This is a genomic window from Dactylococcopsis salina PCC 8305 (genome assembly GCF_000317615.1).
Lineage (GTDB): Bacteria > Cyanobacteriota > Cyanobacteriia > Cyanobacteriales > Rubidibacteraceae > Halothece > Halothece salina.
The window spans coordinates 1,449,557-1,470,432 of sequence record NC_019780.1 but is presented as its reverse complement, the minus strand read 5'-3'; the positions used below and the strand labels follow the sequence as shown (position 1 = coordinate 1,470,432).

The window sequence follows — 20,876 nt, the reverse complement described above, 5'->3', positions numbered from 1 at the left end:
ATCTAGAACTTTGTCAAGAGACTGAGAAGAAGGGAAAATTCAAATTAGTTTCATCAGTGAGGAGAAGAAATCGGAAGTTGCAGACAATTGGAACGAAAGTCTGTGGTTTCAGGAGACAATTCGGTTTTTAAGCAGGAGATGACCACCATCCTCCATCATCTTAATTTTTGGCGTGGTACTGAGTCAAGATAATTCCTCTCTAATCCCAGTAATTCGTTCTCAGCTTCGATCGCGTTTCATAACTAACTCTGATACAAGTTTGATTTCGGTTTAGTTTTCCTCATCACCAAGACAGGAAGGTTTTGACGTTCAATGCTAGTTGGGGTGGGAGTTTCAGATATCTGGAACTTTGTCAAGAGACTGAGAAGAAGGGAAAATTCAAATTAGTTTCATCAGTGAGGAGAAGAAATCGGAAGTTGCAGACAATTGGAACGAAAGTCTGTGGTTTCAGAAGACAATTCGGTTTTTAAGCAGGAGATGACCACCATCCTTCATCATCTTAATTTTTGGCGTGGTACTGAGTCAAGACAATTCCTCTCTAATCCCAGTAATTCGTTCTCAGCTTCGATCGCTTCTTATAACTAACTCTGATACAAGTCTGATTTCCGTTTAGTTTTCCTCATCACCGATAACAGAAGAGTTTTCCCTTCAATGCTTTGTCTGATGGGAGTTTCAGATATCTGGAACTTTGTCAAGAGACTAAAAATAAGGGGAAATTCAAATTAGTTTCATCAGTGAGGGAGAAAAATCCGAACCGAGAGACAACTGGAACGAAAGTCTGTGGTTTCAGGAGACAATTCGGTTTTTAAGCAGGAGATGACCACCATCCTTCATCATCTTAATTTTTGGCAGGGTACTGAGTCAAGAGAATTCCTCTCTAATCCCAGTAATTCGTTCCTAGCTTCGATCGCGTTTCATAACTAACTCTGATACAAGTTTGATTTCGGTTTAGTTTTCCTCATCACTGACAACAAAAGGGTTTGACCTTCAATGCTCGTTTGGGTGGGAGTTTCAGATATCTGGAACTTTGTCAAGAGACTGAGAAGAAGGGAAAATTCAAATTAGTTTGATCGATGCTCAAGAAAAATCCGAACCGAGAGACAATTGGAACGAAAGTCTGTCGTTTCAGGAGACAATTCGGTTTTTAAGCAGGAGATGACCACCATCCTTCATCATCTTAATTTTTGGCGTGGTACTGAGTCAAGACAATTCCTCTCTAATCCCAGTAATTCGTTCTCAGCTTCGATCGCTTCTTATAACTAACTCTGATACAAGTCTGATTTCCGTTTAGTTTTCCTCATCACCGATAACAGAAGAGTTTTCCCTTCAATGCTTTGTCTGATGGGAGTTTCAGATATCTGGAACTTTGTCAAGAGACTGAAAATAAGGGGAAATTCAAATTAGTTTCATCAGTGAGGGAGAAAAATCCGAACCGAGAGACAACTGGAACGAAAGTCTGTGGTTTCAGGAGACAATTCGGTTTTTAAGCAGGAGATGACCACCATCCTTCATCATCTTAATTTTTGGCAGGGTACTGAGTCAAGAGAATTCCTCTCTAATCCCAGTAATTCGTTCCTAGCTTCGATCGCGTTTCATAACTAACTCTGATACAAGTCTGATTTCGGTTTAGTTTTCCTCATCACCGATAACAGAAGGGTTTGACCTTCAATGCTTTGTCTGATGGGAGTTTCAGATATCTGGAACTTTGTCAAGAGACTGAGAAGAAGGGAAAATTCAAATTAGTTTCATCAGTGAGGAAGAAAAATCGGAAGTTGCAGACAATTGGAACGAAAGTCTGTGGTTTCAGGAGACAATTCGCTTTTTAAGCAGGAGATGACCACCATCCTTCATCATCTTAATTTTTGGCGTGGTACTGAGTCAAGACAATTCCTCTCTAATCCCAGTAATTCGTTCTCAGCTTCGATCGCTTCTTATAACTAACTCTGATACAAGTCTGATTTCCGTTTAGTTTTCCTCATCACCGATAACAGAAGAGTTTTCCCTTCAATGCTTTGTCTGATGGGAGTTTCAGATATCTGGAACTTTGTCAAGAGACTGAGAAGAAGGGAAAATTCAAATTAGTTTCATCAGTGAGGAAGAAAAATCGGAAGTTGCAGACAATTGGAACGAAAGTCTGTGGTTTCAGGAGACAATTCGGTTTTTAAGCAGGAGATGACCACCATTTTTCATCATCTTAATTTTTGGCAGGGTACTGAGTCAAGATAATTCCTCTCTAATCCCAGTAATTCGTTCCTAGCTTCGATCGCGTTTGATAACTAACTCTGATACAAGTCTGATTTTGGTTTAGTTTTCCTCATCACCAAGACAGGAAGGTTTTGACGTTCAATGCTTTGTCTGATGGGAGTTTCAGATATCTGGAACTTTGTCAAGAGACTGAGAAGAAGGGGAAATTCAAATTAGTTTCATCAGTGAGGGAGAGAAATCGGAAGTTGCAGACAATTGGAACGAAAGTCTGTGGTTTCAGGAGACAATTTGGTTTTTAAGAAGGAGATGACCACCATCCTCCATCATCTTAATTTTTGGCGTGGTACTGAGTCAAGATAATTCCTCTCTAATCCCAGTAATTCGTTCCTAGCTTCGATCGCGTTTGATAACTAACTCTGATACAAGTCTGATTTTGGTTTAGTTTTCCTCATCACCAAGACAGGAAGGTTTTGACGTTCAATGCTTTGTCTGATGGGAGTTTCAGATATCTGGAACTTTGTCAAGAGACTGAGAAGAAGGGGAAATTCAAATTAGTTTCATCAGTGAGGGAGAGAAATCGGAAGTTGCAGACAATTGGAACGAAAGTCTGTGGTTTCAGAAGACAATTTGGTTTTTAAGCAGGAGATAACCACCATCCTTCATCATCTTAATTTTTGGCAGGGTACTGAGTCAAGATAATTCCTCTCTAATCCCAGTAATTCGTTCCTAGCTTTGATCGCTTCTTATAACTAACTCTGATACAAGTCTGATTTTGGTTTAGTTTTCCTCATCACCGATAACAGAAGGGTTTGACGTTCAATGCTTTGTCTGATGGGAGTTTCAGATATCTGGAACTTTGTCAAGAGACTGAGAAGAAGGGAAAATTCAAATTAGTTTCATCAGTGAGGAAGAAAAATCGGAAGTTGCAGACAATTGGAACGAAAGTCTGTGGTTTCAGAAGACAATTTGGTTTTTAAGCAGGAGATGACCACCATCCTTCATCATCTTAATTTTTGGCAGGGTACTGAGTCAAGATAATTCCTCTCTAATCCCAGTAATTCGTTCCTAGCTTCGATCGCGTTTCATAACTAACTCTGATACAAGTCTGATTTTGGTTTAGTTTTCCTCATCAAAGAGAGGCTTAATGCAGGGAGTAAGTCGAAAGCAAATTGAAACGAAAGACCACTTTTTTTACCTTATACCATTTTGGAGAATTGGCGCTACAGTATCGACAACTTAAGCCCCCCAAACTTGGGGGGTTGGGGGGCTTTAAGGTAACTTGACTTTTCCAAAATGGTATTACTTTTTTACAATTTAAGGAACAATCTCTGTCGTGACTCTTTCTTGTTTACTCCCCTTCACAACGATATTTTTGTTTTGTAAAATCCCAGTTGCTTCCTCTCCCTTACTCGTCAGAGATGGATTAGTTTGTTGATAAATCACATCTCCTTTTGCTGTCATTTCTTGAGTGGGAAGATTCCACTGTAAACGGTTCGCAAAAAGTACCGCTTGGTTAGACTCACTAACCCCTTTAACTCCTCCCTGAAACCGAGCAATTTCTGTTTCTAAATCAATTTGTCCTTGGTTTCCAGTGAGAGTAATCTTATCCTCATTTTGAACCACTTTGATTGGTTTCTCACTGCGAAGGAGTTTCTTTTCCATATCCCAAGTAATGGCATTACTCGCCGCTTGTAACGGAGGATCACTGGACTTAAATTCCACATTATCTTTAAGGAAAACCATTTTTTGGTCTAAGTTTACTTTTCCAGAATTTGCCGTTACTTGATCTGTAATTGTTTCCGTTTCCGAATCATATCGATCGACCTGTAGGGATTGATTAGTCTGAACAACATCTTCAGGAATCAACCAATTTAACTGTTTTCCTTTTAAGCGCAAAGGCGACTCATTAGAAACACCTTCCACATTTCCAATTAGCTCTAACTCTTCTTGATCTGTATGATATTTGCCCTGATCAGCAGAAACATTAAACCGAGGGTTACTTCCCGTTAAAGGTTGAGGAATAACTAATAACTGATCTTCAGGAGACCATTCCAACTTTTCTGATTTCAGTACCGCACCATTACGGGGATCAGTGGCGACTACTTCCCCTTGTAAATTGATTTGTTTCCCGTTATCAATAATTTCCCCTTGATTCGCTTCTATCTGCAAAAAAATGTTTCCATCTTGATACAACTCCCCCTTAACTGCTTCTAACTCAGCCTTTTCCTTATTTTGACGATAAACAACTTTTTTCACCTCAAGTTTCCACAGAGTTTCCCCATCGGAATTCACTTGGTTAAGGGTTGCATTTTCTAAAATTAATCTTTCTTCGATCACCTCTTCTTCAGGATTACTTTCCGACTGAGAATTGGGAGACGACTGATTATTATTACAAGCAGACAGAGATAAAAAAAGTACCCCAATTAACGCCCAAGTTGCTGTCTTCTGTGACATAAACAAAGGGCAAATCGGGGTAACTAAACCTTTCTTATTGTGAAGATTCTTCATCAAAAATTAAAGTGGGTAGGGGTCGATAGGGATGATGAGTCGAAGCATTGCTATTCGCTTTGGAAGGCTTTTGAATTTCACCTTGAATTTGATCTAAGTCGATATAACGATCGGCAACATTAATCAAGCTATCGCTGGTCATTGAACGTAAGCTGACAACTTCCACTCTCGCACCGCGATAACTCACCGCATCAACAGCATAAGCTAAATCGCCATCACCACTGACTAAAATTGCTGTGTCATAAGCACCAACCAAAGCCATCATATCAACAGCAATTTCTACGTCTAAATTGGCTTTTTTAGAACCATCAGGAAGTTGAACTAAATCTTTAGAAATGACTCGGTAGCCATTGCGACGCATCCAAAGTAAAAATCCTTGTTGTTTCTCATTGGTGCTATCAACGCCAGTATAGAAAAAAGAACGTAGCAAGCGAGAACCAGAGGTCAGGCAAGACAATAATTTGGTGTAATCTATTTCTATGCCCAATTGTAGGGCTGCGTAAAACAAATTAGAACCATCAATAAAAATTGCAACCCGACCACGATTCTCTAAAATCTGTTTCGGTGTAAATACGGGATCGTGATCAAAGTTTTCCAACATTTTTTTATCCTCATTTTGATTGTATTAAGCAAGTTTATGAAAAAGGTGAGTATATAAAAAAGTAATCTACTCCTACCTTACCCAAAACTCAGGGAAAATGTAAGTCTATAATGGGCTTTCTTCAGGAAGTTCTAACCGTAAAAACACGGGTTTCGCTTCTCCTAAAGGTTGTAGAGGGGGTAAACTTCCCCAAGATTTATGGACATCAAAATTAATATTTGGTTCAAAAGACGACGGCTGGTTAAAGTCGATTTTAAAGCCCAGTTGCTGATAAATTTGGCTACTGAGGTCGGGGGTAATTGGAGAGAGAAGATAAGCGCTTAAACGGATAGATTCTAAAATACTGTAGAGAACTTCCTCTACTTCCGCTTGTTTCCCTTGTTTATACAAACTCCAAGGCGCTTGCTGGTCAATGTATTTATTACTATTCGTCACCAGATGGATGATTTCTTTACAGGCTTCACTGAAGTTGAGTTTGTTATAAGCAACGGTGACTCGATCGCTCAGTTCCATTCCAATTTCTTTCAAGGGATTCTCTGCTGGAATTTGTTCTCCCTTTAGGTTGGGACTCTGATTATTGCAGTATTTATTTGCCATTTTCAAAGTCCGATTTAAGAGGTTTCCCAAATCATTGGCGAGATCAGAATTAAGAACATCAACAAATCGATTTTCGTTGAAATCTCCATCTTGTCCTAACTCAATTTCTCGCAGGAAATAATATCGCACTGCGTCCGCGCCATATCGATCGAGCAACGCCACTGGGTCTAAGGTATTTCCCATACTTTTTCCCATTTTCTGCCCATCTTTGGTCAAAAATCCATGTCCAAATACTTTCTTCGGCGTAGAAATTCCTGCTGACAACAACATCGCGGGCCAATACACCGCATGGAAACGCAAGATATCTTTCCCAATCAAATGGAGATCGATCGGCCACCAACGAGCGAGAGCCTTTTCTAGGGTGGGTTCGTCTTCTGGGTCAAGAAGGGCGGTAACATAGCCTAAAAGCGCATCAAACCAAACGTAAATTGTATGTTTGGGATCAGTTGGCACAGGGATTCCCCAATCGAGATTGACCCGAGAAATAGAAAAATCTTGTAACCCTTGCTGAACAAAGTTTAAGACTTCATTGCGACGACTACGGGGTTGAATAAAGTCTTCTTGAGTTTCATACAGAATTTCTAACTGAGTTTGGTATTTAGAAAGACAGAAAAAATAATTTTCTTCGTCTCGCCACTCTGCTTTTTTATTAGTGTGAATGGGACAATATCCGTCGTTTACCAAGTCTCTTTTTTCTTTAAATTCTTCGCAGGAAACACAATACCATCCCTGTTTTTGAGCCAGATAAATATCGCCATTATCCCAAACGCGCTGAAAAAATTCCTTGACAATTGCTTCATGTCGCGCGGCTGTAGTCCGACTAAATCGATCGTATTGGATGTTTAATTTCTGCCACAAACTGTCAAAACTCGCCGCAACTTTATCGCATTGACTTTGAGGAGAAATCCCTTTTTCTTCAGCAGTGCGTTGGATTTTTTGTCCATGTTCATCTGTTCCTGTAATCAATAAAACTGCATTTCCTTCTAAGCGCTTAAAACGGGCGATCGCATCTGCAGCCATTGTTGTATAAGCACTTCCGATGTGAGGAACATCATTCACGTAATAAAGTGGTGTTGTAATTGCAAAGGTTTTCTTCTGATTTTCCATAAATATTTAAGGTTGTTTTTTTTTATCTATTTTTCAATTAATTCTAAACACTTCAAAAGTTATTTTTGAAGCTACTAAGAACACGCCTCAAACCCGCGTTTGGATTCACTTCTCATTCAATCATTCTTCAATTCTTATTCCTTGAGTTTTATAATTGATCCCACTTATAGTGTTCATAACTGTTTCTTATCGTATTTTATTGAAGTTAAAAATCAAAATCAAATCACGTTAAATTATAACGAAAAATCAACCAATTTGATCCGTTCTTAAGAGATACTTAAGACGATATTAATGTCAAAACTTGTGAAAATGATGAAACCATCGGTTAAAATTGAGAAGAAATGTTAAGATTTATTAATTTAGGGTCGCTGGTTTAAGGAAGGTCATGGTTTCTAATCGACCGCTCAATCTCTCTCAGGGTTTCCTACAAGCTCTGGGAACGAAAGTTTTTATTTATTTTGAAAACCGTATTCCCCAAGACGCAGCAGTAGTCGTTGTGAGCAATCATCGGAGCTTTATGGACCCGATGATGTTGATGGTGGGATTAAAACACCCCTTACGCACTGCTTGTCACCACTACATGGGAGAAGTCCCTTTATTGCGGGAAGTGGTGACATTTCTTGGCTGTTTTCCCCTAGCCAATGAATCCAAACGCGGAACAAGTTTTGTCCGACAAGGAAAGAAATTTCTAAACGCGAATGATTGGTTAGCCGTATTCCCAGAAGGAGCGCAGCCAATGGTGAATTTAACAACACCTAGGGAAATTAAACCCTTTCAACCTGGATTCGCTCATTTGCTTTTACGTTCCCAGATTCCTAATTTAGCCGTTTTACCAGTCGCAATTCTCTCTGAACAAGAACAAGTAACCTCGACAATTCCCCTTAAATTTTTACACTGGTTCGATCCTTCAGAAAACTTATTTGATCAATGGACTTTACATCCAATGGTAATCTATGAAAGAGCAAATCTTTTAATCGGTCGTCCTTACTGGGTTACGCCGAAAATTCAAAAACAATATCGAGGGAAACAAACCAAAAAAGGAATTTTAGAATTGACTGATTATTGTCAGGAGGAAATTCAAACCTTATTAAAAACTGGATATTAATCAGAAAAACTTATGGATAAACAACAGACACAACCTCATTTTTTAAAGCCGAAATCGGTTCATCCCAACTATCCCCTATTTGTATTTTTACCAGGAATGGATGGCACAGGAGAACTGATTCACACCCAAACCGACACTTTAGATCAATGTTTTGATATTCGTTCCCTTGCCATTCCTCAAAATGACTTTCGGGGATGGGATGAACTCGCTACTGCAGTCATTGAGTTAGTCAAAGAAGAACAAGAAAACAAGTCTGAAAAAACTACTTATTTGTGTGGAGAATCCTTCGGCGGTTGTTTAGGATTAAAAGTTTTAGAAAAAGCGCCTGAGTTGTTTAATCGGGTGATTCTAGTAAACCCTGCTTCCTCCTTTCGAGAACGTCCTTATTTGGCTTGGGGGGCTGTGGGAACGGGTTGGATGCCAGAACCGATTTATCGCTCCTCTACGGTGCTAATTTTGCCCTTTCTGGCAGCGATGGGACGCATAGATACTAAAGACCGTCGCGCCTTGTTAAATGCCATGAAATCAGTTCCGCCGCAAACCGTTCGTTGGCGTTTATCTCTGTTGGAACAGTTCTCAGTTGATCCTGATCGATTACAAGCTATTTCTGTTCCTGTGTTGCTATTGGCTGCGGAGTCCGATCGCATTTTACCTTCGGTGAAAGAAGCGGAGTATTTAGCCAGTTATTTCCCCAATGCTCAGATTATTACCTTACCCGACAGTGGTCATACTTGTTTGTTAGAAAGCGAAAATCGTTTATGTGAGATTCTCCAGGCTGCCAACTTTCTAGAAAATCGCGCTCGTGAACATCTTTTTAGTGCCACCAGTTGAGGCTTTAAATCGGATCAATTATGAGAAAATAGAAGCATTAGATTACTAAAAAAATAATATTTAATTTAGCAACGTTTAGAAGGAGAAAAAGAAAATATGGTGCAAACCCAACAATCCTTAAGAGTGCCGAAGGATTACATTGATCCCGATGGCGGTTGGAATGTGAATGTCTGGATGTTCCTTGTGGCATGGGGAATGTTTATTTTATCTCATTGTGGTTACTGGCTGTGGCATTGGGAGGGTTGGCTATGCTTCGTCATCAATGTTCTTTGTTTACACTTCGCTGGAACAGTAATCCATGATGCGTCACACCGCGCTGGACATCGTAATCGTGTGATTAATACGATTTTAGGACATGGGACGGCTTTGATGTTAGGATTTGTGTTTCCCGTGTTTACGCGCGTTCATTTACAACATCATGCTCATGTTAATGATCCGAAAAATGACCCCGATCATTTTGTTTCGACGGGGGGGCCACTATTTTTTATTCCAGCACGCTTTTTTTACCATGAAGTGTTCTTTTTTAAGCGCAAATTATGGAAAAACTATGAGCTTTTAGAATGGTTTTTTAGTCGGTTAATTGTGGGGTTAATTGTTTATTATTCTTTTCAGTATGGCTTTTTTGATTATTTGGTAAATTACTGGTTTTCTCCAGCTTTAGTGGTCGGTTGGACATTAGGATTGTTTTTTGATTATCTCCCTCACCGTCCGTTTCAAGAGCGCGATCGATGGAAAAATGCGAGGGTTTATCCCAGTAAAATTCTGAACTGGTTAATCTGTGGGCAAAATTATCATTTAGTCCATCATCTTTGGCCCTCGATTCCTTGGTATAAATATCAGCCAGCTTACTACCAAATGAAACCTTTATTAGACAAAAAAGACTGTTATCAATCGTTAGGATTATTGGCAGGAAAAAAAGATTTCTTTGGCTTTATTTACGATATCTTTTTAGGGATTCGTTTTCACTAATACCTAGTATAGCAGTCCTATTTCATTTGTAAAAAGTTTACTCATGGAAGCCCCCCAAACTTGGGCCGGAGCGAAGGTGAGGATTGGGGGGCAAAAACAATTTACGATTCATTTAGGATTGCTATACCATGACAGAAACCCACGCATAGGGGAGTCGGGAGATGGGGAGGAAAAAACACCTTGTCACGCCTGTTACGCCTGTCACATCCTCACTTCTCTTGTCTAATTCTTTTCGGTGATTCCCGATAACAAATAACCAATAACCAATAACAAATAACCAATAACCAATAACAAATAACAAATAACAAATAACAAATAACCAATAACCAATAACCAATAACCAATGACAGACTATCGTTCTCTCCTCTCTGACTTAATTCAAAAATACCGCGATCGAGCGGATTTTATTCTGATTCGAGTCGAAGAATCAGAAAGCACCTCTATCCTATTAAGGGGGGAAAACATCGAAACCCTCAGCGAAGAAATTGCCATCGGTGGACAAGTGCGAGTCTGTTATCGAGGGGGATGGGGGTTTGCCAGTTTTAATCGTCTCAGCACCCTCACTGAACGCCTAGAAGACGCGATCGCCGCCGCGAGACGGGTGGGGATCGGAAAAACTTGTTTAGCCCCTGTATTGCCCTTAGAAGGGGTTTATAGGCTTCCTTTACCCGCAGGTGATCCGCGATCGATTCCCTTAGCCAATAAAAAGGCACTGTGTGACCACTACAACAACATTTTACGAGAATATGACCCTCGGATCACCACAACGGCGGTCAGTTATGGCGACCTGACACAACGGGTGACGATCGCCACGTCAGAAGGCACGCTTATCGAACAAGCATGGACTGATCTAGAAGCAAGATTCAGCGCGATCGCCCGTGACGGAGAAATCATTCAAACGGGAAGGGAAACCACCGGTTCCCGTCAAGGTTGGAACGACCTTCTCCACCTCGAAAATCAAGTCCTCAGCGCCGCCGCAAGAGCCATTAACGCCCTCAGTTTCCCGACAATTACAGGAGATACTTATCCTGTCGTCATTGATCCGATTCTCAGTGGTTTATTTGTCCATGAAGCCTTCGGTCATCTTTCCGAAGCCGATATGATTTATGAAAACCCAGACTTAATGGAAGTGATGACAATGGGACGAAAATTCGGTCCTGATCACCTACAAATTTTCGATGGCGCCGCGCCACCTGGACATCGGGGAAGCTATCAAGTGGATGATGAAGGAACACCAGCCACCACCACTCAATTGATTGAAAATGGTTTTTTAGTGGGACGACTTCATTCCCGTGAAACGGCAGGAAAATTAGGAGAACGTCCCACCGCAAACGCTCGTTGTCTAGACTATCAATATCCGCCACTGGTTCGCATGACCAACACTTGGATTGAACGAGGAGAAACCCCTGTCCAAGATTTGTTTCAGAATATCCCTGTGGGAGTGTATGCGAAAAACTGGTTAGGAGGGATGACCAATGGGGAAATGTTCACCTTTTCTGCGGGAGAAGCCTGGATGATTCGCAATGGTGAACTCGCTGAACCAGTACGAGACGTGACTCTTTCTGGGAATGTATTTAAGACTCTCGCCAATATCGAAGCCATTGGAGATGATTTTTACTGGGATGAGTCTGGTGGCTGTGGCAAAGGCGGACAAAGCGGCTTACCTGTCGGTTGTGGCGGTCCCAGTCTTCGCATTAAAGATGTGGTGATTGGTGGCGAATCCGTAGAAGGGTGATAAATTTAAAAGGGAAGTATTACTTTAAACCAAAGGAAATTGAAATTACTCTGTCTCAGCAATGGTCATGGTGAAGATGTGATCGCTGTGCGTGTCATTGAAGCATTGCGTCAAAAAACTCAACAATTGGAGGTGGTAGCCCTTCCCATTGTCGGTGATGGAACAGCGTATCATCGATCGAGCATTCCCATCATTGCACCAGCGAAGAAAATGCCATCTGGGGGCTTCATTTACATGGATGCGCGAGAATTGTGGCGAGATGTGCGCGGTGGACTAATTGCTTTGACTTTAGCACAACTGAAAGCAGTACGGCGCTGGGGAAAGGAAAGGGGAATGATTCTCGCTGTTGGTGATATTGTGCCACTTTTGTTTGCCTGGTTAAGTCAGACCAATTACACTTTTGTGGGAACTGCGAAATCAGAGTATTATTTACGGAATGAGGTGGGTTGGCTACCCAAAACCTCGGTTTGGGAAAGGAAATTGGGATCGGTTTATTTACCTTGGGAACGTTGTTTATTGAAACATCGCCGTTGTCAAGGGGTGTTCCCCAGAGATGAATTGACCACCAACATATTACAGAAATTTCACATTCAAGCCTATAATTTTGGGAATCCGATGATGGATGGTTTGATTCCAGAAGCGCTGATCGTGGAAGAATTGGAAACACAACGATCGCTGCGAGTGTTATTACTGCCAGGTTCACGTTCTCCCGAAGCGGAAAGGAATTGGGAATTGATTTTGGAAGCGGTGGAGAACATCATCATCCGTGAAACCAAACGGAAGTTATGTTTTTTTGCCCCGATCGCGCCTAGTCTTGATTTAAATCCTTTTTGTGAACCATTAGAAGCCAGAGGATGGCAACTCAACACCACCACTTCCCCTTCGACACCCGTCAGGGATGAAAAGGGTTTAGAGTTCTATCAAGGAATGACTCGATTACTACTGACGCAAAGCGCCTATCATAGTTGTTTACTTGCTTCCGATTTGGCGATCGCCATGGCGGGAACAGCTACAGAACAATTTGTGGGGTTAGGAAAGCCCGTGATTACCTTCCCAGGAAAAGGTCCGCAATATACTTATAGGTTTGCGGAAGCCCAAACTCGCTTACTCGGTGCGTCTGTGATTCTGGTGAAAAAGCCTTCGCAAGTGGTAGAAATAATTCGCGAGTTATTTAGCGACCCCGATCGCTTACAATTAATCGCAGACAATGGCAAACGTAGAATGGGAGTCAATAACGCATCCTCTCGCATTGCAGAACATTTATTAACTTTTTGAATAACACACTCAAGTCTTACCAAATAACGAATAACAAATAACAAATAACGGTCTTTACCAATCCATGAACTTTTTCAGGAGACACTAACATTACAAGAGATTAACGGCTGGGTTTGGTCAATAATCCCCAGATAAAAATGATCGCGATCGCGCCCAAAACCGCAGTGATAATTCCTGATAAACTGAAACTCCCCACTTCTGGACTGGGGATGGTTAAAAATTCTTGCAGTTGTTCCCCGATCCAACCACCAGCGAGAGAACCGAGAATCCCTAACGCCATTGTTCCTAAAATGCCTGTATTTTGTTCCCCTGGATAAATTGCTTTCGCGATCGCACCAGCAATGAGTCCTAAAATTGCCCAAGTAATAATTCCCATAGTTCGTTATTGGTTATTGGTTATTGGTTATTGGTCACTGGTTATTGGTCACTGGTCACTGGTCACTGGTCACTGGTTATTGGTCACTGGGAATCAAGAAGTGAGAAGAGAGAATTTAGAAGTGAGTTTAAATGCCTATTTTTCTCTTTTCTCTCTACTCGTTTCTTAATGACTGGTCACTGGTTATTGGTCACTGGTCACTGGTCACTGGTCACTGGTCACTGGGAATCAAGAAGTGAGAAGAGAGAATTTAGAAGTGAGTTTAAATGCCTATTTTTCTCTTTTCTCTCTACTCGTTTCTTAATGACTGGTCACTGGTCACTGGTCACTGGTCACTGGGAATCAAGAAGTGAGAAGAGAGAATTTAGAAGTGAGTTTAAATGCCTATTTTTCTCTTTTCTCTCTACTCGTTTCTTAATGACTGGTCACTGGTCACTGGTCACTGGTCACTGGTCACCGATCCGACTAATCCAGTGGTGGGAGAACTCGCACTAGCATATTGTTTAATTGGAATCCGTCCCGCAAGATAAGCCAATCGTCCCGCGATCGTTGCCATTCCCATCGCTTTTCCCATCACCACTGGATTTTTTGCCAACGCGATCGCGCTATTAATCAACAACGCATCCGCCCCTAACTCCATACCATACGCCGCCTCACTGGGGCTACCAATTCCCGCATCAATTACCACTGGAACCGTTGCTTCCTCAATAATAATCCGTAAATTTGCCTCAGTTTTAATCCCCTGTCCAGAACCAATGGGCGATCCCAATGGCATTACCGTTGCACAACCCACTTCTTCCAAACGTTTCGCCAACACCGGATCAGCATTAATATAAGGCAACACCGCAAACCCTTCTTTCACCAATGCTTCTGCGGCTTCTAACGTGCCAATGGGATCAGGAAGTAAATGTTTCGGTTGGGGAATCACTTCTAACTTGACAAAATTATTCTCCTCCTGTCCCAACAATTTCGCCATTTCCCGTCCTAACTTCGCCACCCGTATCGCATCTTCTGCCGTTTGACACCCTGCTGTATTGGGCAACATCCAAATTTTACCCCAATCTAACGCTGACCCCAACCCTTCATGTCCAGGGGCGTTATTTTGGACGCGACGCACCGCTACGGTAACAATTTCACTGCCACTCGCCGCCACTGTCTGACGCATAATTTCTGGACTGGGATATTTACCCGTTCCCGTAAGTAAACGGGATTGAAATGTTCGTCCTGCGATGACCAATGGTTCATCCTCTGGTTGGGATGGGGTGAGTGAAGTGGGTTCGGAAATTTGACTAATTTGAGAATGTCCGTTTTTGCCGTTCATTGTTGTTGAAAACCACTGACGAGTATTTTTGCTATGGAAACGTTGGGGATGGAAATGATCCAGTAAGGGATCAGCTTTTCCCTCGGTGATGAAAGTGGCGATGAGTTCTGCGGTAATCGGTGCTAGTAAAATGCCATGACGATGATGTCCAGTGGCGAGAAATAGATTATCACAGTCCGATCGTCCTAAAATCGGTAATTCATCTGGTGTCGTCGGACGATATCCCCACCAAGTGTCCTGAATTGACCAGTTAGCCACATCAGGATAAAGTCTCATTGCGCGATCGATCAGGGTTTTAATCCCAGTGGGAGTATTATTTGCTTTCCATCCCACATCCTCAACTGTTGCACCAACAATTAATCTACCATCCTGACGCGGGACTAAATAGGTATTCGGACCAAATAACACTTGTTGAATCGGGTAAGGGGATTGTGGCATTTCTAGAGACATCATTTGTCCTTTCAGGGGACGTACCGCCAGGGGAAATAATTCTTTCACCCAAGAACCAGTAGCGAGGACATAATGGTCTGCTTTTAATTCGCCTTCGCTGGTTCTAATTTTTGTTACTCGATCGTTTTGTCGTTGAATGCTTTTGACTGTCACCCCTTCTCGAAACTCAACTCCAGCGTCTTTGGCGGCGACGAAGAGAGTTTTCATTAAAGCGCGGTTATCCACCTGACCATCTTCAGGATACCACCATGCCCCCACGACATCGAAACCGAGTCCTCCTTGATAGAATTCCAGATCAGATTTTTCCAACCAAGTCGCAGGTTGAACATGAGGAGAAACGGGTTCTGTTTTTTCGTAAACTGGGGCAAGAATCCCACAAGGATTGTAACCTGTATCGAGTCCCGTTTGTGTTTCTAACTGCTGAATCCAATCAGGGTATAGGTTGCGCGATCGAAGCGCTAAATCTAATAATGGACTAGGCGCGATCGCTTCTGCTTGCGGTGCGATCATCCCCCCGGCGGCGAAACCAGCAGCTTCGACTGGGTTACGACTAATCACTGTCACTTGTTCGCCTTTTTGTTGTAGAGATAGCGCGATCGCCCTTCCAATAAGGCCACCACCGATAATAATTGTACTGCTCATTTTTGCCTTCTCATCAATCCCTAACTTCTAATTTAAATACTTTTGCACCACATCCCATCCCGTCCAAGACACAAAAGCCAAAGCCAAGAATAAAATAGCATTTGTAATCACGTGAACCTGTCTCCACCAGGGACGTTTCGCACTAATTCTTGTCGCACTTACCGCCGAAATTAAAACTAATCCCACCACTGTTAAACCTGCGATTAGATGGGGAGAATGTCCTAAGCTACCATATTCTCCAATTGTCCCCACAAGACCAATGGAGAGTAACAAAATCACAAGACTCACCAAGATGATTCCGATTGTATAGTGGAGGGGACGTAACCATTGCGGACGCGGAGATTTTTTCGCACGGAGATAAGACATTCCGATTCCTGTGGTTGCTAGTATCCCATAAGCAGTCACTGACAACCCCATTGACCAAGCTGCGATTTTCCAAAGCCAGAGAAACGACGGTAAATCCAAGAGTCTTTCCTTGATGTTCTACTGTTTCTATTATCGATCAATTGGTTCGGATTTGATCAAGCTCGATCGATGCGCTATAATCGATTTCCCGTAAAATCAGATGTAGATGTAGGTTGGGTGGAGGTCACGAAACCCAACATCAATCAGTAGATGTCGGTTGGGTGGAGGTCACGAAACCCAACATCAATCAGTAGATGTCGGTTGGGTGGAGGTCACAAAACCCAACAAAATTTGTCATTGGTCACTGGTCATTGGTCATTAGTTATCTCTTAGAAATCACGAAGGACAAATGACAAAGGACAAAGGACAAAAATGTAGGTTGGGTGGAGGTCACAAAACCCAACATCAATCAGTAGATGTAGGTTGGGTGGAGGTCACAAAACCCAACGTCAATCAGTTACCAGTTACCAGTCGTTCTCAAACTTAATTTAGTAAGTAAAAGTGAAAGATTGATCGATTATTAATTCACTGATTACTGGTCACTGGTCACTGATTACTGTAATGGGTAGCGGTCACGACACCCCAAATTAATCAGTGACCAATAATTAATAATTAACCTCAAAAATCATGTTAAAAAACGATGAATGGATTAAAGAAAAAGCCAATCAAGGGATGATTTCTCCCTTTGAACCGCAACAAGTTCGCAAACTAGAGAATGACCTTCCTGTTATTTCCTATGGCTTGAGTAGTTTTGGCTATGATATTCGATTATCGCCCAACGAGTTTCGGATATTTCGTCACATTCCAGGAACCATTGTTGACCCGAAAAACTTTAATCCTAATAATTTAGAAGGAACAGAACTTTGTACCGATGAAACGGGAAGTTATTTCATTTTACCAGCCCATTCTTATGGGTTAGGAGTTGCTTTAGAACGATTAGAAATTCCTGATAATATCACCGTGATTTGTATTGGAAAATCAACTTATGCAAGGATAGGAGTTATCGCCAATATTACTCCTGCTGAGGCTTGTATGTCTGACGATACAGAAGTCCTTGCTAAAACAGGATGGAAATTATTAAAAGATGTTTTAATCGGGGAAGAGATATTAACTCTCAATCCTGAAACAAACCAAGCAGAATATAAACCAGTACAAGAAAAGCAAAGCTATTATTATAATGGAGATTTGCTACATTTTGCTAGTCGAAGTATTGATCAATTAGTAACACCACAACATCGAATGTGGACGGCAAAAAGAACCCGTCGGGTTGAGGCTAATGGTCAAGGAAGAAGTACAAAAGAGCGAGGAATCAAACGGGAAAGAAAAGATTATTTTGAGTTTCAATTTCAAGAGGCAAAAGATATTTTTGGTCAGTGGAATTATTATTTAAACCGAAAAGTAAATTGGGAAGGAATCAATACTTTAGGAAATTTTGTTCACTGTGGAAAATATTGTTTTCGCGTAGAAGATTATTTAACCTTTATCGGTTGTTGGATGGGAGACGGTAGCGCCTACATTCAAAAGGGGAATAACTATGTGATAAAATTGGCGGTGGTTAGTAAAAAAGTCAAACGAGATTACTTTCGTAGCTTGTTAGAACGGATGGGAATTAACTATTATGAAAGTGCTTATGGTTTTGCTTTTAATAATAAAGAACTCTGTCAATATTTATCACCCTTAGCTGGAGCAAAAAATAAATATATTCCGACGAAACTGAAACAACTTCCGCCGTCACTTTTAGAATATCTGATTGAAGGAATGCTTCATTCTGATGGTAATTTAGACAGCCAAACCTACGGTTCATCATCCTATAGATTAGTTTCTGACTTTCAGGAAATTTGTCTTAAAGCTGGATATCATTGTACTCAATGGGAAAAAACCGAATGGAGTGCGCTGACGGAAACTATATCAACTCAATATAAAGCTCGTGTTTGCAAATCTCGTGTTACTCCAAATAAACTCTTACCTAAGAATATGAAAAAAGTTCCTTACGCTGGAATGGTTTATGATGTTACCGTTCCCAATCATATCTTTTTAAGCAGAAGAAATGGACGCGCAAGTTGGACGGGGAACTCCTGGCGAGGTTATTTGACTCTGGAATTTTCTAATTCTTCTAGTGCTGATTGTAAGTTATATGCTAATGAAGGCATTGTACAATTAATGTTTTTAGAAGGCGATCCTTGTTCAGTTAGTTATGAACAAAGAAAAGGCAAATATCAAGAACAGCCCGATCGCGTCACTTTAGCTAAGATTTAAAGGAATGAAATTATGGATAAATTTAGAATCGAAGTCATCAAAGCAACACCCAATCCCCAGCAAGTGATTTGGTTAGCAATGCACCAAGATTATGCAGAGGATTTTGTTTGGGATAAGCGCGATCGCGCTCCCGATGAAACCCAAGCAGGGGAAAATGTCATCAAGTTTTTATTAGCAGGAGAAAGGGGGCATTACGGGCCCTTAGAACATCCACAAATCACGTTTAATGTGGGCTTTTTTCCTCATTCAATGATGCAGCAAATTCGGACTCACAGAGTGGGAATTTCATTTGATGTACAGTGTCTTGCAGGGGATACTGAAGTCACTTTCGTTAAAGCCTCTGGTAGTCTCAAAAAAGTCAAAATCTCTGAATTATATGATTTATGGACAAACGGAGAGAAAGCAGTTCGAGAACGTAAGATTCGTGGCAGAAATAATGAATCACCAGGAACTTACCGTCGTGACTGTAAGAAACGCCTTGAAAAAATGTCCTTGCGTGTATTAAATGAAGAGACTGGACAATTTGAAATGAGTCATCTTCAAGATGTAGTTTGTAGCGGAATTCAACCTGTTTATCGCCTAACGCTAGAAGATGGAAAAACATTAGATTGCACCACTAACCATAAACTTTTAACAAGTGAAGGTTGGCAACGAATGGGGGAAGCAGTCGATTTAGTTTTAGATTCAAGCAGACAAGTAGTTGATACCCGAAAAGATTGTTGGCTTTTATGTAACGGAAATACTGTGGCTGGTAATGGTCTTTATCGAGATAAAATTTGGCTAAAAGAACAGATTGAACAGGGAAAATCTCCACAAGAGATGGCTGAAATCTCTCAGTGTTCTTTAACAACGATTAGAGAGTGGTCAAAAAGACACGGTCTTAAATTAAATAGCAAAGATACTAAATTTAAACAAGGTGAAAAACCTTGGAATTATTCTGAAAGTGCTATCTATCGTGATCAATTTTGGTTGCAAGAAAAACTTGATCAAGGACTCCATGTTAATGAAATGGCAGACTTAGCAGGATGCTCTATAGAAGCCATTAAAAAATGGGTTTATTATTATGGATTATCCTTAAATAAGCGACTCACAGGATGTAGAATTCCTTGGAATAAAGGTAAGACAGGATACTGCCTGAATTTATCAGAAGAAAGTCGTCAAATTAGAAGACAAAACTCTCGTCGCTTTACGAAACGGGGTTCAGAATCAAATTTCTGGAAGGGAGGTACTTCTGATGAACGTGAATTAATCGGTGCTTGGACAAGACAAGTCGCCCCTCAAGTTCATGAAAAATTTGATTACATTTGTCAACGATGTGGTAGTCGAGGAGGAGTGCTTCACGCTCATCACCTTGTTCCTGTCTTTGCAGATGAATCATTGGCTTATGATTTTGACAATTTAGTTTCACTATGTAAAGACTGTCATGAGTACATTCATCATCATCACCTAGAAGCTGATCTTGCTAATGAATTTCAACCCATTTTAGAGCCATCGAACTGGAACTCTAAACCTAAGAGTCCAGGACGAAAACTAAAAGCCCATCCTGTTAAAGTTGCTAAGGTAGAATATTTAGGTTTACAAACAACTTATGATTTAGAAGTTGCCGAACCTTGGCATAATTTTGTTGCTAATGGCATCGTTGTTCACAATTCTTTCCGTTATACAGGAAAGAGAATTCTTGATGTCGCAGAAGGGAAAAGAGATGCAGAAGAAGTCTTCTATTTACGCCCCGTAGGTGAATACACAAACCGACAAGGCAAACGTTATTTTTACTCAGAAGAACAACGTCAGGCAGATTTAGAATGGTGTATTGAGGCATCAAAACGTTATCAAAAACGGATTGATGAAGGACTCGCAGAAGAACACGCCAGAGGGATTATTCCGTTTGATACCCGTCAGCATTTTGTGATGAGTTGTAATGCGCGATCGCTGATGCACCTTCTTGATTTACGCTGGAAAAAAGATGCTCAACTAGAAGCGCAAAAATTCAGCGAACTGTTATTTGGACATTTCCAAGCATGGACACCACAACTAGCAGAATGGTATTTGGAAACTCGCGCCAAAAAAGCAAAACTGTCTCCGTAGCACATATAGCAATCTGGTTTCATTTGTGAGAAACCGATTAACTAAGTTCCCCCAGAATTGGGGGTTAGGGGGCAAAATTTTCTCGTAACTCATCTAGGATTGCTATATTATGTCAAATCAAATTACAGTTACGGTTAAACTGTTTGCCGCTTATCAAGAGGCTTATGGGGTGGAAGAAATCCAGCAACAATTTCCTCCCCAAACGCCAGTTAAAGCCGTGTTAGACCAAATTATTAGTGAACATCCTCAACTGGAACAGTGGCGAGAAATTACTCGTTTTGGGGTGAATTTAAGTTTTGTTCCCCCAGAAACGACTTTAAAGGATGGGGATGAGGTGGTTTTAATTCCGCCAGTGAGTGGGGGTTAAAATCAGTCACTCCTTGATTAAAATGAGGTGATAAAATTCTG

19 protein-coding genes and 2 pseudogenes are annotated in these 20,876 nt (G+C 41.1%); 14 read left to right on the top strand and 7 right to left on the bottom strand.

Features of this window, described 5'->3' with window-relative positions; all coding sequences use genetic code 11:
* Positions 1-426: 426 nt before the first annotated feature.
* The 3 genes from DACSA_RS20430 (at position 427) to DACSA_RS20420 (ending at position 1,941) form a co-directional block, all read left to right on the top strand.
* Positions 427-585, top strand: a complete 159-nt coding sequence (locus tag DACSA_RS20430; RefSeq protein WP_156800697.1) for a hypothetical protein — start codon at positions 427-429, stop codon at positions 583-585.
* Positions 586-1,104: 519 nt separating this feature from the next.
* On the top strand, positions 1,105-1,263 hold the full coding sequence (locus tag DACSA_RS20425; RefSeq protein WP_156800695.1) for a hypothetical protein: 159 nt from the start codon (positions 1,105-1,107) through the stop codon (positions 1,261-1,263).
* A 519-nt stretch (positions 1,264-1,782) separates the two neighbouring features.
* Entirely contained in the window at positions 1,783-1,941 is a 159-nt protein-coding gene (locus DACSA_RS20420) for a hypothetical protein (RefSeq protein WP_156800693.1), read from the top strand.
* A 1,578-nt stretch (positions 1,942-3,519) separates the two neighbouring features.
* On the opposite strand, the gene lptC is transcribed toward DACSA_RS20420, so the two are convergent.
* The 3 genes from lptC to metG form a co-directional block, all read right to left on the bottom strand.
* A complete protein-coding gene (lptC, locus tag DACSA_RS07350) occupies positions 3,520-4,659 on the bottom strand; it encodes an LPS export ABC transporter periplasmic protein LptC (RefSeq protein ID WP_015229145.1) in 1,140 nt (379 codons plus the stop codon).
* A 34-nt stretch (positions 4,660-4,693) separates the two neighbouring features.
* Positions 4,694-5,314 (bottom strand): LabA-like NYN domain-containing protein, encoded by a 621-nt coding sequence (locus DACSA_RS07345; RefSeq protein ID WP_015229144.1) that lies wholly within the window; start codon positions 5,312-5,314, stop codon positions 4,694-4,696.
* A 105-nt stretch (positions 5,315-5,419) separates the two neighbouring features.
* Entirely contained in the window at positions 5,420-7,018 is a 1,599-nt protein-coding gene (gene metG / locus DACSA_RS07340; RefSeq protein WP_015229143.1) for a methionine--tRNA ligase, read from the bottom strand.
* A 385-nt stretch (positions 7,019-7,403) separates the two neighbouring features.
* On the opposite strand from metG, the gene DACSA_RS07335 reads away from it, so the two are divergent.
* The 3 genes from DACSA_RS07335 (at position 7,404) to crtR (ending at position 9,923) form a co-directional block, all read left to right on the top strand.
* Positions 7,404-8,123 (top strand): lysophospholipid acyltransferase family protein, encoded by a 720-nt coding sequence (locus DACSA_RS07335; protein WP_015229142.1) that lies wholly within the window; start codon positions 7,404-7,406, stop codon positions 8,121-8,123.
* A 12-nt stretch (positions 8,124-8,135) separates the two neighbouring features.
* The gene (locus DACSA_RS07330; protein ID WP_015229141.1) at positions 8,136-8,954 is read left to right on the top strand and encodes an alpha/beta fold hydrolase; all 819 of its coding nucleotides are present in this window, start codon (positions 8,136-8,138) and stop codon (positions 8,952-8,954) included.
* A gap of 96 nt (positions 8,955-9,050) precedes the next feature.
* Entirely contained in the window at positions 9,051-9,923 is an 873-nt protein-coding gene (gene crtR / locus DACSA_RS07325) for a beta-carotene hydroxylase (protein ID WP_015229140.1), read from the top strand.
* 121 nt (positions 9,924-10,044) lie between these two features.
* On the opposite strand, the gene DACSA_RS07320 is transcribed toward crtR, so the two are convergent.
* Complete coding sequence (locus tag DACSA_RS07320) at positions 10,045-10,260, bottom strand: hypothetical protein (RefSeq protein WP_041235379.1); 216 nt, start codon at positions 10,258-10,260, stop codon at positions 10,045-10,047.
* Positions 10,261-10,266: 6 nt separating this feature from the next.
* On the opposite strand from DACSA_RS07320, the gene DACSA_RS07315 reads away from it, so the two are divergent.
* Together DACSA_RS07315 and DACSA_RS07310 are read left to right on the top strand one after the other, a co-directional pair.
* On the top strand, positions 10,267-11,658 hold the full coding sequence (locus DACSA_RS07315) for a TldD/PmbA family protein (RefSeq protein ID WP_015229139.1): 1,392 nt from the start codon (positions 10,267-10,269) through the stop codon (positions 11,656-11,658).
* A 39-nt stretch (positions 11,659-11,697) separates the two neighbouring features.
* A complete protein-coding gene (locus DACSA_RS07310) occupies positions 11,698-12,933 on the top strand; it encodes a lipid-A-disaccharide synthase-related protein (protein ID WP_015229138.1) in 1,236 nt (411 codons plus the stop codon).
* Between the two features lie 100 nt (positions 12,934-13,033).
* Here the strand turns inward: DACSA_RS07310 and DACSA_RS07305 are convergent, their stop codons facing one another.
* Positions 13,034-13,309 carry a GlsB/YeaQ/YmgE family stress response membrane protein gene (locus DACSA_RS07305; RefSeq protein WP_015229137.1) on the bottom strand — a complete coding sequence of 92 codons (276 nt, stop codon included), beginning with the start codon at positions 13,307-13,309 and terminating at the stop codon, positions 13,034-13,036.
* Positions 13,310-13,318: 9 nt separating this feature from the next.
* Between DACSA_RS07305 and DACSA_RS21395 the strand changes: the two genes are divergently transcribed.
* Complete coding sequence (locus DACSA_RS21395) at positions 13,319-13,804, top strand: hypothetical protein (protein WP_232225232.1); 486 nt, start codon at positions 13,319-13,321, stop codon at positions 13,802-13,804.
* On the opposite strand, the gene thiO is transcribed toward DACSA_RS21395, so the two are convergent.
* Both thiO and DACSA_RS07295 read right to left on the bottom strand, forming a co-directional pair.
* Positions 13,749-15,722 (bottom strand): glycine oxidase ThiO, encoded by a 1,974-nt coding sequence (gene thiO / locus DACSA_RS23030; RefSeq protein WP_015229136.1) that lies wholly within the window; start codon positions 15,720-15,722, stop codon positions 13,749-13,751. The two genes, DACSA_RS21395 and thiO, sit on opposite strands and share 56 nt — an antisense overlap.
* Before the next feature lie 27 nt (positions 15,723-15,749).
* The gene (locus tag DACSA_RS07295) at positions 15,750-16,187 is read right to left on the bottom strand and encodes a DUF4079 domain-containing protein (protein ID WP_015229135.1); all 438 of its coding nucleotides are present in this window, start codon (positions 16,185-16,187) and stop codon (positions 15,750-15,752) included.
* Between the two features lie 289 nt (positions 16,188-16,476).
* Between DACSA_RS07295 and DACSA_RS20415 the strand changes: the two genes are divergently transcribed.
* From DACSA_RS20415 to DACSA_RS07280, 5 genes and pseudogenes are all read left to right on the top strand, one after another.
* Entirely contained in the window at positions 16,477-16,614 is a 138-nt protein-coding gene (locus DACSA_RS20415; RefSeq protein ID WP_015229134.1) for a hypothetical protein, read from the top strand.
* Positions 16,615-16,754: 140 nt separating this feature from the next.
* Positions 16,755-17,156: pseudogene (locus DACSA_RS07290) on the top strand (dCTP deaminase); the annotation flags it as partial.
* A 1,044-nt stretch (positions 17,157-18,200) separates the two neighbouring features.
* Positions 18,201-18,383, top strand: a pseudogene (locus DACSA_RS18975) (dCTP deaminase domain-containing protein); the annotation flags it as partial.
* A gap of 12 nt (positions 18,384-18,395) precedes the next feature.
* Positions 18,396-20,468, top strand: a complete 2,073-nt coding sequence (thyX, locus tag DACSA_RS07285; protein ID WP_015229132.1) for an FAD-dependent thymidylate synthase — start codon at positions 18,396-18,398, stop codon at positions 20,466-20,468.
* A 109-nt stretch (positions 20,469-20,577) separates the two neighbouring features.
* Positions 20,578-20,835 carry a MoaD/ThiS family protein gene (locus DACSA_RS07280; protein WP_015229131.1) on the top strand — a complete coding sequence of 86 codons (258 nt, stop codon included), beginning with the start codon at positions 20,578-20,580 and terminating at the stop codon, positions 20,833-20,835.
* Positions 20,836-20,876: the final 41 nt, after the last annotated feature.

Bases quoted from the DNA above. Each gene is read 5' to 3' on its own strand.
- thiO (WP_015229136.1), bottom strand. From the start codon at position 15,722: ATGAGCAGTACAATTATTATCGGTGGTGGCCTTATTGGAAGGGCGATC.
- DACSA_RS07280 (WP_015229131.1), top strand. From the start codon at position 20,578: ATGTCAAATCAAATTACAGTTACGGTTAAACTGTTTGCCGCTTATCAA.
- DACSA_RS07345 (WP_015229144.1), bottom strand. From the start codon at position 5,314: ATGTTGGAAAACTTTGATCACGATCCCGTATTTACACCGAAACAGATT.
- crtR (WP_015229140.1), top strand. From the start codon at position 9,051: ATGGTGCAAACCCAACAATCCTTAAGAGTGCCGAAGGATTACATTGAT.
- thyX (WP_015229132.1), top strand. From the start codon at position 18,396: ATGGATAAATTTAGAATCGAAGTCATCAAAGCAACACCCAATCCCCAG.
- DACSA_RS07315 (WP_015229139.1), top strand. From the start codon at position 10,267: ATGACAGACTATCGTTCTCTCCTCTCTGACTTAATTCAAAAATACCGC.
- lptC (WP_015229145.1), bottom strand. From the start codon at position 4,659: ATGTCACAGAAGACAGCAACTTGGGCGTTAATTGGGGTACTTTTTTTA.
- DACSA_RS07330 (WP_015229141.1), top strand. From the start codon at position 8,136: ATGGATAAACAACAGACACAACCTCATTTTTTAAAGCCGAAATCGGTT.
- DACSA_RS07335 (WP_015229142.1), top strand. From the start codon at position 7,404: ATGGTTTCTAATCGACCGCTCAATCTCTCTCAGGGTTTCCTACAAGCT.
- DACSA_RS07305 (WP_015229137.1), bottom strand. From the start codon at position 13,309: ATGGGAATTATTACTTGGGCAATTTTAGGACTCATTGCTGGTGCGATC.
- metG (WP_015229143.1), bottom strand. From the start codon at position 7,018: ATGGAAAATCAGAAGAAAACCTTTGCAATTACAACACCACTTTATTAC.
- DACSA_RS20415 (WP_015229134.1), top strand. From the start codon at position 16,477: ATGACAAAGGACAAAGGACAAAAATGTAGGTTGGGTGGAGGTCACAAA.